Source organism: Sphingobacteriaceae bacterium (assembly GCA_002319075.1).
Classification (GTDB): domain Bacteria; phylum Bacteroidota; class Bacteroidia; order B-17B0; family Aurantibacillaceae; genus Aurantibacillus.
Window position 1 is genome coordinate 1,154,571 of the sequence record NVQB01000001.1, and the last position, 13,664, is coordinate 1,168,234.

18 protein-coding genes are annotated in these 13,664 nt (G+C 38.6%); all 18 read left to right on the forward strand.

Features of this window, described 5'->3' with window-relative positions:
• The first annotated feature begins 17 nt into the window (after positions 1-17).
• Entirely contained in the window at positions 18-431 is a 414-nt protein-coding gene (locus CNR22_05180) for a hypothetical protein (GenBank protein PBQ31181.1), read from the forward strand.
• Complete coding sequence (locus CNR22_05185; GenBank protein PBQ31182.1) at positions 415-1,422, forward strand: peptidase; 1,008 nt, start codon at positions 415-417, stop codon at positions 1,420-1,422. Before CNR22_05180 ends, CNR22_05185 begins: the two co-directional genes overlap by 17 nt.
• A complete protein-coding gene (locus CNR22_05190) occupies positions 1,423-2,178 on the forward strand; it encodes an ABC transporter ATP-binding protein (protein PBQ31183.1) in 756 nt (251 codons plus the stop codon).
• A complete protein-coding gene (locus CNR22_05195) occupies positions 2,171-3,451 on the forward strand; it encodes an ABC transporter permease (protein ID PBQ31184.1) in 1,281 nt (426 codons plus the stop codon). Before CNR22_05190 ends, CNR22_05195 begins: the two co-directional genes overlap by 8 nt.
• A gap of 3 nt (positions 3,452-3,454) precedes the next feature.
• A complete protein-coding gene (locus CNR22_05200) occupies positions 3,455-3,727 on the forward strand; it encodes an acyl carrier protein (GenBank protein ID PBQ31185.1) in 273 nt (90 codons plus the stop codon).
• A 3-nt stretch (positions 3,728-3,730) separates the two neighbouring features.
• Positions 3,731-4,918 carry a 3-oxoacyl-ACP synthase gene (locus CNR22_05205; protein ID PBQ31186.1) on the forward strand — a complete coding sequence of 396 codons (1,188 nt, stop codon included), beginning with the start codon at positions 3,731-3,733 and terminating at the stop codon, positions 4,916-4,918.
• Positions 4,919-4,920: 2 nt separating this feature from the next.
• Positions 4,921-5,964 (forward strand): hypothetical protein, encoded by a 1,044-nt coding sequence (locus CNR22_05210; protein PBQ31187.1) that lies wholly within the window; start codon positions 4,921-4,923, stop codon positions 5,962-5,964.
• A gap of 98 nt (positions 5,965-6,062) precedes the next feature.
• The gene (locus CNR22_05215) at positions 6,063-6,479 is read left to right on the forward strand and encodes a 3-hydroxyacyl-ACP dehydratase (protein PBQ34826.1); all 417 of its coding nucleotides are present in this window, start codon (positions 6,063-6,065) and stop codon (positions 6,477-6,479) included.
• 2 nt (positions 6,480-6,481) lie between these two features.
• Complete coding sequence (locus tag CNR22_05220) at positions 6,482-6,904, forward strand: 4-hydroxybenzoyl-CoA thioesterase (protein PBQ31188.1); 423 nt, start codon at positions 6,482-6,484, stop codon at positions 6,902-6,904.
• Between the two features lie 3 nt (positions 6,905-6,907).
• Positions 6,908-8,047, forward strand: coding sequence for a beta-ketoacyl synthase (locus CNR22_05225; GenBank protein ID PBQ31189.1), 1,140 nt, complete (start codon positions 6,908-6,910; stop codon positions 8,045-8,047).
• Positions 8,048-8,704: a 3-oxoacyl-ACP synthase gene (locus tag CNR22_05230; GenBank protein PBQ31190.1), complete on the forward strand. Its 657-nt coding sequence runs from the start codon at positions 8,048-8,050 to the stop codon at positions 8,702-8,704.
• 2 nt (positions 8,705-8,706) lie between these two features.
• Entirely contained in the window at positions 8,707-8,967 is a 261-nt protein-coding gene (locus CNR22_05235; protein ID PBQ31191.1) for an acyl carrier protein, read from the forward strand.
• 25 nt (positions 8,968-8,992) lie between these two features.
• Positions 8,993-10,183 carry a beta-ACP synthase gene (locus tag CNR22_05240; GenBank protein ID PBQ31192.1) on the forward strand — a complete coding sequence of 397 codons (1,191 nt, stop codon included), beginning with the start codon at positions 8,993-8,995 and terminating at the stop codon, positions 10,181-10,183.
• 1 nt (position 10,184) lies between these two features.
• Positions 10,185-11,243, forward strand: a complete 1,059-nt coding sequence (locus tag CNR22_05245) for a 3-oxoacyl-ACP synthase (GenBank protein PBQ31193.1) — start codon at positions 10,185-10,187, stop codon at positions 11,241-11,243.
• A complete protein-coding gene (locus CNR22_05250) occupies positions 11,237-12,007 on the forward strand; it encodes a polysaccharide deacetylase (protein ID PBQ31194.1) in 771 nt (256 codons plus the stop codon). The genes CNR22_05245 and CNR22_05250 overlap by 7 nt, the downstream gene beginning before the upstream one ends.
• Positions 12,000-12,632 (forward strand): cell envelope biogenesis protein LolA, encoded by a 633-nt coding sequence (locus tag CNR22_05255; protein PBQ31195.1) that lies wholly within the window; start codon positions 12,000-12,002, stop codon positions 12,630-12,632. Before CNR22_05250 ends, CNR22_05255 begins: the two co-directional genes overlap by 8 nt.
• The gene (locus tag CNR22_05260; protein PBQ31196.1) at positions 12,595-13,242 is read left to right on the forward strand and encodes a hypothetical protein; all 648 of its coding nucleotides are present in this window, start codon (positions 12,595-12,597) and stop codon (positions 13,240-13,242) included. The genes CNR22_05255 and CNR22_05260 overlap by 38 nt, the downstream gene beginning before the upstream one ends.
• Complete coding sequence (locus CNR22_05265) at positions 13,242-13,628, forward strand: 3-hydroxyacyl-ACP dehydratase (GenBank protein ID PBQ31197.1); 387 nt, start codon at positions 13,242-13,244, stop codon at positions 13,626-13,628. Before CNR22_05260 ends, CNR22_05265 begins: the two co-directional genes overlap by 1 nt.
• Positions 13,629-13,664: the final 36 nt, after the last annotated feature.

Here is a 13,664-nt window from a genome sequence, read left to right on the forward strand (position 1 = left end):
CCAGCTATAAATCACAAATGAAAAAAGAAGATATTCCTCAAGACCCGAGCGCCCTTAACCGGCACACAAAGGAGTTGTGTTATGCTACCGACAAAGACGGTAACTATGTAACTGCCCTTAGCGCCGGCTGGGACGTAAAAATAAAAGCTCTGGACCTTGCCTGGGAAGATATCGAAAAACGCATTGCAGAAGTAAAACAAAAAGTACTCAAAAAAGAAGCGAGTCCCCTGCTCTACTTTATGGAGCTGCGACTAATGGACATGATTATTCTTTCTGCTTATTCCGGTTTCTGGCAATGGCAGATCAAAAGACATATGAAACCGCAGGTTTTTGAAAAATTATCTCAGAAAAAATTAGAAAAATACGCCAAAGCATTTAATGTGAGTGTTGAGGAATTAAAAACGATGAACGTAAATGCAAGCTCAATTTAAACACCTGCAGGCCGCGCACTGCGAAAACGGTGTCACCACCAACCTACTCCAGCATGTTGGCGTAAATATTACCGAGCCTCTTGCTTTTGGCATCGGCTCCGGGTTATTTTACATCTATATTCCTTTTTTAAAAATCAATAATGGCCCGGCAATCGCTTTCAGAACGCAGCCGGGAAATATTTTTAGACGCACCTGCAAAAGTTTGGGCATTGAAGTCGTTCGTAAAAAATTCAGCTCTGAAAAAGAAGCTCAGAAATTTTTAGAAGAATGTATCGCTAACAATCAACCTGTGGGATGCCAGGTAGGTGTTTATTACCTGACGTATTTTCCAAAAGAATACCGCTTTCACTTTAACGCACACAATTTAATTGTTTACGGAAAAGAAGGCGACAATTTTTTAATCAGTGATCCTATCATGGAAAACGTTACCACACTTTCAAGCTACGAGCTGGAACGCGTGCGCTTTGCAAAAGGACCCTTTGCTCCGAAAGGACAATTGTATTACCCTAAAAAGAAAGCCGAAATTACTCCAGAGAATATTAAACAAGCCATTGTAACCGGCATCAAACGTAACGTGCGCGACATGCTGCACATACCCGGCCCTATTGCCGGAGTAAAAGGCATTAAATACACAGCGAACAAAATTAAAAAGTGGCGCGACACTTTAGGACTTGAAAAAGCAGGTTTATATTTAGCCCAGCTAGTGCGTATGCAGGAAGAAATTGGAACGGGCGGTGGTGGCTTCCGTTACATTTATGGAGCTTTCTTACAACAAGCCCAGGCTTATCATCCCAACGCCCCTTTAACCGAGCTTTCTAAAACATTTACGCAGGCCGGCGATCTTTGGCGTACTGCAGCTGTTCAGGCTTCCGGAATTTACAAAGGACGTATCACCGCACAAGCTGATTTTAACGTGATGGCTGATTATTTATATGAAATTTCCGATTTAGAAAAACAAGCTTTTATTTCGCTTTCTAAAATCAAATGGTAAATGAGCATCCCGGCCGTAGATATACACGCTCTGGATTTCAGTTATTCCAGTCCTCCACAAACTTTATTTGCGGGACTTAGTTTAAAGATCAATGCAGGTGAACGTTTTGGACTTTTTGGCCCGAACGGTGCAGGAAAAACAACTTTAATGAGTTGCATGACCGGTCTCTTAGCCTACAATGGAGGTACTATCCATTTGTTAGGAAAAGAAATTAAGAAAGAATCAAAAGACATAAAAAAACTTATTGGCTTTGTGCCACAGGATCTTGCTTTTTACCAGGAGTTAAGTCCTAAAGAAAACCTGGAGTACTTCGGAGCCCTTTCAGGGATGAACTCCACAAGCATCAAAAAAAGAACTGCTGAACTATTGGACGTTTTAAGCCTTACAGATGTAAAAGATAAACCCGTTCACAAATTCTCAGGCGGTATGAAACGCAAAGTGAATCTCGCCATCGGAGTGATTCACAATCCTGCTTTGTTATTTTTAGATGAACCCACCGTTGGTGTGGATATTCAAACGCGCAGAGTGATTGTGACTTATCTTAAAGAATTGAATGCCCAAGGTACAACGCTTGTGTATACTTCTCATCAGCTAAGTGAAGCACAGGAACTTTGTACAGACATCGCTATGATTCATGAAGGAAAACTTATTGAACAGGGTAGTCCCGAAACTCTTTTTACTAAACACCAGGAAAAAAATCTGGAAGGTTTATTTATAAAACTCACCGGCAAAAATTACAAAGAACTAAATGTTTAAGCTTTGGGCCAGCATAAAAAAAGATCTGCGCCTTTTAACGCGTGATAAGGTAGGCTTGGTCCTCATGTTCGCCATGCCTATAATCCTCGCTATTCTTATCGCTGCCATTCAAAACAACACATTTAAACTGGTTAACGACAACAAAGTTTCCTTACTCATTTATAATGCCGACAATGCAGAAATCAGCAAACACTTCTCCCAGGCCATGAAAGAAGCCGGGATGTTTGAAATCAAAGAATATACTGGAAGCGCGACTCCCTCAGAAATTGTAAAGAGCATGGATAACGATGATGCTTTAGTAGCGATTATTATTCCCAAAGACTTCTCTGAAAAACTCGAAAATAAAGCAAAGGGACTAAGCTCCAGAGTATTAACAGATCTTGGACTTGGAACGGATACTTTAAAAGAAACGGCTCCGAACTTAGATGCTATGGAAGTCTATTACAGTCCTGTTTTACAAACATCGTTTCGTCAATCCATTAACGGAGCTATTCACGCTTCCCTACAGCTCATTGAAAATAAACTCCTGATAAAAAACATTTATGCTCTGGTAGATGAGAAAAAATCTCCCGGCAAATTAGAAGACGACATCTTAAAAGGTCAGATCGAAATTCGCGAGGTAGCGGCGGCGCGCAATGGTAGCCGAACAATTCCTAACGCCACGCAACATAACATTCCAGCCTGGACCATCTTCGCCATGTTTTTTATTGTTATTTCTTTAGGAAGCAGTGTGGTGAAAGAAAAGTTGAATGGCAGTTTTGTCCGTTTAAAAACATTGCCCAGCTCTTACCTCCTTTCTTTACTTTCGAAACAAATTACCTATTTAAGTGTTACCCTTTTGCAGGTAGCGGTTATTTTTGCTTTAGGTATTTATTTATTCCCACTTATGGGATTGCCGAAATTGAATCTGCCCGACGATATTTTTGCTTTGTTCCTTGTTTCCTTTGTTTGCGGATGGTGCGCTGTGAGTTACGCCATTACAATTGGCGTATTTTCGAACACACAAGAACAGGCCAATGGCTTTGGAGCCGTAACCATCGTTATTCTTGCGGCTATAGGTGGCTTATTAGTTCCGTCTTTTGCCATGCCAGACTCTTTTAGCGTAGCAATGAAAATTTCACCGCTACATTGGTGTCTTGAATCGTATTACGGTTTGTTTTTAGAAAATGGAACGCTGAAAGATATTATGGTGAATATTCTACCTTTATTAGGAATTACGATTTTACTCCAATTAATAGCATTCTGGGGTTTAAAGCGAAAAAATTTAATTTAAAATATGGAAAAAGAACAATTGAAAGAAGAGTTGAAAGCACAGGTAATAGAATTTTTAAACCTTGCGCCAATGACTGCAGCGGAGATTAAAGACGATATGCCATTTTTTGGAGAAGGCTTAGGACTTGATTCTATCGACTCGCTGGAGCTTGTTGTGATGTTGAAAAGACAGTACGGGATTGACATTCAGGATCCTAAAGAAGGCCGTAAAATCCTGGTCGACATTAATACCATGGCTGACTACGTAGAAAAAAACAGAACAATTCCTGAGCATTAAAACGTGAGTAGAATTTTTGTAACTGGAATTGGAGTCATCAGCGCTATCGGGAATAACGTTTCCGAAAATCATGCTGCCCTTAAAGCAGGCAAATGCGGGATGAGTAGCCTTGAAATGCTATCGTCCAACTTTGCAGACAAACTTCCTTTCGGAGAAGTAAAAATCAGTACTTCTGATTTAAAAGAAAAATTAAAGGCTCATGAGCCGGGCGTAACACGAACCAGTTTATTGGCTTTGCATGCCTGTGAAGAAGCTTTAAAAGACAGCGGCCTCTCCCTTGCAGATATTCAATCTAAAGACACTTGTTTAATCGGTGCTAGCACAGTAGGCGGCATGTGCCTTACGGATGAAATGTACCACGATGCAAACGAAAAAACCGTTGGTTCGGAATATCTGGGCTCCTACGATTTTGCTTCTGTGAATTTATATTTGCAGGAACGTTACAACATAAATGGCATTGTAAATACAATCAATACCGCTTGCTCTTCCTCCGCAAATGCGATTATGTATGGAGCAAGATTAATGAAACAAGGCCTCGCTAAACGCGCCATTGTTGGCGGTGTAGATAGCCTCGCAAAATTTACCATCAACGGATTTAATTCGCTAGCGATTCTTTCCAACGACATCTGCCGACCTTTCGATGCAGCGCGCAAAGGATTAAATCTTGGCGAAGGCGCAGCTTTTTTAATTTTAGAAAAAGAAGAAGATTGCTTTGGCAAAAAAATCTATGCCGAACTAACCGGCTATTGTAATGCCAACGACGCCTTTCATCCTTCGTCTTTATCTGATCAAGGTGATGGTCCCTTCCTGTCTATGCAAGGTGCTTTGAACTTAGCAAATTTAAAACCTGAAGACATTAGTTTTATAAACGCGCATGGAACCGGAACAGAAAATAACGATTCAGTAGAAAGTACAGCCATGCAACGTATTTTTTCAAAGGTTCCCGATTTCGCATCTACCAAATCCAATATTGGTCACACTCTTGGTGCTGCCGGATCTATTGAAGCGGTTTATAGTATTTTAAACATTACTCATAACGAAATTTATCCAGGACTTAATTTTTCGACCCCCATGGCAGACAAAGGTTTGAGTCCCGTTACAGAATACAAACAAAAAGAGATTCGCCATGTGCTTTCCAATTCTTTTGGATTTGGTGGCAATTGCAGTTCTTTATTATTTTCGAAAGTTTAAGCATGTTATACATTCATCATACTTCCTGCATCTCTGCTCAAAGTACATTTAAAGACCTGGATCTTGAGACCTTGCACGAATCGCATGAAAATAAATTAAAGGCCATTGAACCCGTTTACGAAGGCATTCCTCCCAACATTCTAAGAAGAATGGGAAAAGCCGTGAAGATCACGGTGGGCGCGGCTCTTCCGCTGGTGAACAAAACATACAAACTCGACGGAATCATTATTGGCACAGCGAATGGTGGTATGGAAGATTGTATTAAATTTATGAACCAGATCATAGAATATAACGAAGGTCTGCTAACTCCCGCCAATTTTGTACAAAGCACACCCAATGGACTCGCGGCGCAATTAGGTTTATTAAAACAAAACAAAGGCTATAACATCACGCACGTGCATCGTGGACATTCCTTTGAAAATGCAATTATTGATGCAAAACTTCTTTTGGAAGAATATCCCCACAATGTTTATTTGCTGGGTGCTGCAGACGAGATTTCCTCTTATAATTTTAATGTCGACTTTTTAGGCGGCTGGTACAAAAAAGAAACCGTTTCCAACAAAGATCTTTATACTGTTGATTCTCCCGCCAGTATTGCGGGAGAAGGGGCAACCATGTTTATAGTAAGCGCTGATAAAAAAGATGCTGTTGCAGAATTAAAAGCCATACATACTTTGCACAGCACAGATGCCCGTTATGTGAACACAGAATTAAAGTCTTTCTTACAAGAACACTTAAAAGGAGAAAGTCCGGATATGCTGATCACCGGCGAAAACGGAGATAACCGTTTTACCCACTTTTACGAAGATGCTGAAAAACTAATGCATGAGGAAACTACGATTTTGCGTTTTAAACACATGAGCGGAGAATATCCCACTGCGTCGGGACAAGCTGTGTGGCTGGCCTGCCAAATTTTACAAGGCCAGGCTATTCCAAAGCACACGATCAAAAAAGAAGGGACAGGAAACAACTTCAAAAACATTCTTATTTACAATAATTATAAAGGGTTGCAACATAGTTTTATGCTTCTTACCAATAATTTATAGAAACAGATGACTATCGTTGAATCAAAGTTTTTTAAATTAATCGTATTTTAGATTCTTAATTTTAAGCTATGCAAGCTCCTTTGGTTTCCAAAGAAAATATAACAGAATACATCCCACAAGCGCATCCGATTGTGATGATTGACACCTTGACTTATTGTGAAGGCGACACCACAAAAACCACTTTCAAGGTAGAAGAAGGAAACATTTTTGTAAAGAACGGCATTCTTCACGAACCCGGAATTATTGAGAACATCGCTCAGACTGCCGCCGCCAAAGCGGGTTACGAAGTCAAAAAATTAGGCGCCGAACCTTTGTTGGGATTTATAGGAGCGGTGAAAGATCTTAAAATCCATGCTTTTCCTAAAGTGGGAGATGTTTTAGAAACAACGGTTGTTATAAAAACGGAAATCATGGGTGTGACTTTAATAGAAGGAAGTTCTGTTTGCAATGGGGTTAAAATAGCGGACTGCGAAATGAAAATATTTATTCAAAGACCCGATCAAGCTAGTATCTAATTATGTCAAGATCTTTAACACACACGAGTTTTGTACACATCCGTTTTAGCGAGTGTGATCCCTTAAACATTGTCTGGCACGGAAACTATGTAAAATATTTTGAAGACGGTCGCGAGGCTTTTGGAAAAGCACATCAGTTTTCTTACGGAGAACTCTATACTCAGAACGGGGTTTCTGTTCCTTTGGTGCATATGGAAATGGATTTTAAACGCTCAGTGAGTTTTGGCGAAACCATTCGTGTGGAAACAAAAATGGTGGATAATCCAGCCGCTAAAATAGTTTTTGAATACAAATTGTTTAACGACAAAAACGAGATTCTTTGCACAGGCAAAACCATACAGGCCTTTGTGAATATGGAAAAGAAAGAACTCCTGATCACCATGCCTCCGTTTTTTGAAGCCTGGAAAGAAAAGCATTTAAAATAAAGTATGAGTGTTTTTTTCGGAGCGCATAACATCATCAGTCCACTTGGCTTTACCAGCCGTGAAAACTTCGATGCGCTTCTGAATGGAAAATCCGCACTCAAAAAAAAATCTTTCCCTTTTTCAGAAAAAGAAATCTTCTGCTCCACTCTGGAAGAATCGGAAGTAGACAAAAGATTTTCAAAACTTGGAAATGCAAAAAACTTCACGCATCTCGAAAAACTCTCTATCCTTTCTGTAAAAGATGTGGTGGATCAATCGGGGATTGATCTCTCCGACAAAAACAATCTCCTCATTGTATCTACTACGAAAGGCAACATTGATATTTTAGAAAATAACTATCCCCATCTTCCTCAAAAACGTGCATATTTAACAGAGTTTGCGAAAATCGTTGGCGATTTTTTTAAGTCGGTAAATACACCTATCGTTGTTTCGAATGCCTGCATTTCCGGACTTCTTGCCATTATTATTGCAAAACGTTTTATAGACGCAGATAAATATAAAAACATCATTGTCTGCGGTGCAGATCTGGTTTCTGAATTTACCTTATCCGGTTTTAAATCTTTTAATGCCATGAGCGACGAAGCCTGTAAACCTTTCGACGCCAATCGTACCGGTATTAATTTGGGCGAAGCTGTTGCGAGTATTCTTCTTAGCTATGATAAACTTAGCAACATTCAAATCATTTCCGGAGCAAGCGCCAATGACGCCAATCATATTTCAGGACCATCACGCAATGGCGACGGACTTTACCAGGCTGTTACAGAAACGTTAGCAAAAGCAAATAAAACAAATGTTGATTTTATTTCAGCGCATGGCACGGCAACCGAATACAATGACGAAATGGAATCTATTGCTTTTTCAAGAGCGGGCATCAGCTCTTCACCTTTAAATAGTTTAAAAGGGTATTACGGTCATACTTTAGGAACGGCGGGTGTTTTAGAGAGCATTATTTCTATTTTATCGCTCCAGGAAAATACACTCATAAAATCTATGGGTTTTGAGATTCCCGGTACCAGCCAGGTTTTAAACATGATCACCAAAACAGAAACTAAAGATCCGATAGCTATCGGATTAAAAACCTGCTTAAAAACAACGTCCGGATTTGGAGGATGTAATGCAGCGGCTATTTTTGAAAAACTATAAGTGGAAACAAGTATACTTTCATATTGCAAAATTAAAAACAACTCCGTTTGGATCAACGGTACACTGGTAGCGCAGGCAGAGACTAATGAAGAGGCTACAACATTTTTAGCGACCCTTTATAAAACCAATGAACTGAATTATCCTAAATTTTTTAAAATGGATAAACTTTGCAAGCTTGGAGTACTTACTACTGAACTTGTGATCCGCAGTATTCAAGACTTTTCCGATATTCCAAAAAACAAAATAGCATTGGTTTTTTCAAATAGTGCATCCAGTTTAGAAACAGATAGAACACACGCTAAAACTATAGCTGACAAAGAAAATTATTTTCCAAGTCCCTCCGTTTTTGTGTATACACTTGCCAACATTGTGATTGGTGAAATTGCCATCAAACATAAAATAACCGGAGAAAATGCTTTTTTTGTTTCTGAAAAATTTGATGCAGAACTTATGGCTTCTTACACGGCTACATTATTGCAGGATACAGCTACTACCACTGTATTAGCAGGCTGGATCAACGTTGACGGTCCCGATTTAGAAGCCTTTGTATATTGCGTTAAAAATCTTAATTTTAAACAGGAAAAAAATACCGGAAATCCTGACGCTTATCAGCAGGAACACAATTCAAAAAACATACATTATTTATATAGTTTATAGACATGGAAGTACAGGAAATAGTGACAAATTTGAAATCACAAATTATTGAGCAATTAAATCTGGAAGGAATGAAGCCCGAAGATATAGATACTGATGCGCCCTTATTTGGATCAGGTCTGGGACTTGACTCTATTGATGCCCTGGAACTTATTGTACTTCTTGAAAAAAATTACAATGTTAAGATTGAAGATCCTAAAGAATCGAAAGCGATTTTTGCCTCTGTAAAAACAATGGCCGATTACATTGCTGTTCATTCAAAATAAAAATTTCTTTATTTTTTCTTAATTCATGTCAACCCGCGTTCATATAACAGGAATGGGAATAATTTCAGCCATTGGTGATTCTGTAGAGGAGTCTTTTCAATCGCTGAGCACCTGTAAAACCGGCATTGGCAAGCTGAATTATTTACAAACGAATCATAAAGAGGAATTTGTTTGCGGAGAAGTAAAACACACCAACGAAGAATTAAACAAAATCGCCGGAACAGAAAATTATAACCGCACAACCGTTCTTGGCCTCATCGCGGCCAAAGAGGCGATTCACAACGCAGGGATAAAAAACATTAAAGAAGTGCGTACGGGTTTTATTTCTTCTACCACCGTAGCAGGTATGTCGCATTCAGAATTAGTATACAAAGATTTTTTCGAAAACAGAACCGATGAAAATTTTATTGATACCCATTTCAGTGGCGTAAGCACCAACGAAATTGCCGCACACTTGGGCATTGATGAATTTGTGACAACAATCAGTACCGCCTGTTCGTCTGCAGCCAACGCTGTGATGCTCGGAGCAAGATTGATTAAAAACAATATGTTAGATCGCGTTATTGTGGGCGGTGTAGATGCACTTTCAAAATTTACGTTGAATGGATTTAATACATTAATGATTCTTGATACGCAATGGTGCAAACCTTTTGACGAAAACCGCAAAGGTCTGAACCTTGGTGAAGGTGCTGCTTACCTCGTTTTAGAATCGGAAGAACAAGTTAAAAAATCCGGCAAAAAAAGTCTGGCCATTTTAAGTGGTTATGGAAACGCGAACGATGCCTACCATCAAACAGCATCTTCCGCTGAAGGTCACGGTGCTTTTTTAGCGATGAAAAAAGCTTTCCAGGTTTCCGGATTAGACCCTCAAAGTATCAGTTACATCAACGCTCACGGTACCGGAACACCCAATAACGACTCTTCTGAAGGTATTGCGATGCAGACTATTTTTGAAAATAAAGTTCCGAAATTCAGTTCAACCAAAGCTTATACAGGTCATACACTGGCGGCGGCTGCCGGCATTGAGGCTGTAATTTCTATCTTGTCGCTGCAGAACAATATGATCTTTCCTTGTTTAAACAGATCTGAACAAATGAAAGATTTAACCATCACACCCGTAGATAATCTGGAAAAAGGCGTGCAGTTAAACCATGTGATGTCTAACTCTTTTGGTTTCGGCGGCAATTGTTCCACTCTCATTTTCAGTAAAAATTAAGATGGAAGCCTACATCAATTCACAAGCCTGTATTTCGCATCATAATACCATCAGTGATGATTTCTTTTTTGAAGAAATTCCTGCTACTCCCTCTTCTAATTTACTTTACGTCACCGCACCTGATTACAAAAATTATATACCGGCCAATAGCATTCGTCGCGCTTCACATATTTTAAAAATGGGGATCAGCGCGGGCCTCATGTGCCTGCGCAATTCCGGAGAAGAAAAAACAGACGCGATCATTGTTGGTACAGCCATGGGCTGTTTTGAAGATACCGATAAGTTTTTACGTTCAATAGATGAGAATAATGAACGGATGCTCACCCCTACTTCCTTTATTCAATCGACGCACAATACTGTTGCCGGGCAACTAGCTTTATTAGTAAAATGTCACGGATATAATTTCACCTACGTCCATCAGAATTTATCTTTCGAATATGCTTTGTTGGATGCTTTACTCTTATTAAAAGAAGATGAGGCAAAAACTATTTTAGTTGGAGGAGTAGATGAATTAATTCCACCATTGGTTGAATTATTTGAAAGAGCAGGGCACATAAAAAAAACACCTGATCTCCACGAGCCTCTGTGGTCAAGCACCAGCAAAGGGTATGTAGCAGGAGAAGGAGCCGCTTTTTTTAATCTTAGTAAAACAGTAACGGATAAAAGTATTGCCAAAATAAATGGCCTAAAAACCTTTCAAAGGATTTCAGATTCAACTACTCTTCTCGAGCAAAGTCAAACTTTTTTAAAAGAACTTGGCTTAAAGCTGGAAGATATGAGTCTTATTTTAAGTGGCATAAATGGTGATTCAGAAAAAGACCGGCACTTAACAGAGTTGGAATCTAAAATAGACCTGCCTTTCGCCTACTTCAAACACTTTTGCGGAGAGTATTTTACCTCTGGCGGTTTTGCTTTGTGGTTCGCTGCTTCCATCATTCAAAAACAACTGGTGCCCCAGGCGGCAACAAGAGACGAGGCTCCAAAAAAAGTCAAACACATTCTTATCATTAATCAGTACCAGGATGCCCTCTACTCTATGATTTGTGTTTCGCAATGTTAAGACATCGAAACATACTTATTCTTTTTCAAATTATTTTTGTCGCATTGATTTTACTGGATATCCGTTACAACGTTTCCTGGATCATTTATGTGCTGACCTTTTTAATTTTTTCGCTAATCGAGTTTTACGGCGCTTATTTTATCCACTCCAATTTTCACTTAACTGCCGTTTGTAAAACAGAGACTGCTGAAAAAATAATCGCATTAAGCTTTGATGATGGTCCTGTAGATGAAACGGAAAAAGTTCTGAAGGTTTTAAAAGAGTTTGATGTCAAAGCTACTTTTTTTTGCATTGGACAGCGTATTGCCGGAAAAGAAACTATTTTAGAGAAAATTAACTCAGAGGGCCACTTAATAGGTAATCACAGCTATTCCCACAGTTTTTTCTTCGACTTTAAAACAAAATCTGCCTTTATCAAAGACCTGGAACTCTGCAACAATTTAGTTTTTAAAGTAATTCAAAAGAAACCGAATTTTTTTCGTCCACCGTACGGGGTAACAACACCCGCACTTTCACGAGCTACAAAAACAATGAATTTTGACGTTATCGGCTGGAATATCCGTTCACTCGACACCAGCATTCAGAACAAAGAAACAGTTCTTCAACGCATTAAAGACAGGCTACAACCCGGATCCATCCTGCTTATGCACGACACCGTAACTGGCATAGATCTTGTATTAAAACAAGTACTAATTCACTTAAAAGAACAAAATTACAGAGTAGTTCCATTGGATCAGCTCATTCAAAAAAAAGCTTATGCCTAAATACCTCGTCTTTTTTATAGCTATTTTTTCATCGGTCATCTGTCATGCACAGGTTTTTAAGCCTATGAAAGACACTCTTGCCTTTAAGCAAAAAGTTGAGAAAATGTCAAAAGAAACTAACTCTATTGAGAGTGATTTTGTTCAGGTTAAGAATTTATCTGTACTCTCTGAAAAAATAACAAGCAAAGGTTCGTTTTCTTTCATGAAACAAAATAATCTACGCTGGGAATATGTAGATCCCTACAAGTATGTTATCGTTATAAACAAGGACAAGATCCTGATCAAAGACGAAAATAACAAAGTCAAAAAATACGATATGAATGCGAACAAAGTATTTAAAGAGATCAATGATATTATGATCTCCTGCGTAAATGGCGATATTTTGAAGTCAAATAAATTCAGTATTCATTATTTCGAAAATGAGAAAGGTTATAAACTCGAACTTCTTCCTAATGTGAAATCCATGAAAGAAAGTTTGAAAAAAATAAACATGTATTTTGACAAAAATGTAACTTCGGTCGTTAAACTTGAAATGATTGAAAATGGTGACGATAATACGACTATTGATTTCATGAATAAAAAATTAAATGCGCCAGTTTCTCCGGATAAATTTATTCTTAAGTAGTATTCTTTGCCTCGCGCTCGTTTCCTGCTCTCCGGCAAGCGGACATAAATTTGTGCGTACAGCAATTGTCACCGACAAAGATGTTCATCCCATTGTCAATAAAAACACCTCTCTTCTTTACAAAGCAAAAATTGATTTATTTAACCGTCACTTTAGCGGTTTAATAGTTCTGAAGCAGCTCGATGAAACCACTTCACATCTGACCTTTGTAACCGAAATTGGCATGAAAATGTTTGATTACGAAATAAGAGACAAAGACTTCAAATTGGTTTACGTCTTCGAACCTTTAAATAAACCTAAAATTACAAAGCTACTAACAGAAGACATGAAACTTATTTTATTGCAGCATCTTTTGAATCACGATGCAAACATGTATGAAAAGGAAGATCATAAAGTATACAAGGTTAAAGAAGATTTCCGATACTATTACGCGATAACGAATAAAACACAAAACGTTGGAAAAATAATTAAAAAAGGAACTCTGTTTAAAAAAGTAAAAGTCCTTTACCTTTACAACGATAGTCTGAATGCCAGCAAAATCAAGCTAAAACACAAAGGGCTCATCCGACTAAAAATAGAATTAAACGCGATTACTAAAACAGCCTCCTGATGAAAAACACTTTACTTACTGACTTTTTTACTGAGCTTTCTTCCACTTATACTTCTGAAAATTCTTCAGATTTTAAATGTCGCGTACGTTTAAATCCCGACCATCCCGTTTACAAAGGACATTTTCCTCAAATTCCGATTGCGCCCGGAGTATGTTTAACCCAAATGCTCAAAGAAATTTTAATGGAAAAATTTCAAGAAGAACTGGTAATGAAAAGCGGCGACAACATCAAATTTTTGGCCATGATCAATCCAAAAGAAACCCCGGAACTCGAAATTACTTTTTCAGTAAAAAAAACAGACGCTACTTTGGATGTAAATGCCACATATTCTAACGATAGCAGGGCTTACACCAAGTTTAAAGGCAAGTTTTCTATCGGGGAATAAAATGCCTTAAAGCTGCCGGAAATCGCCCTTTTTTGT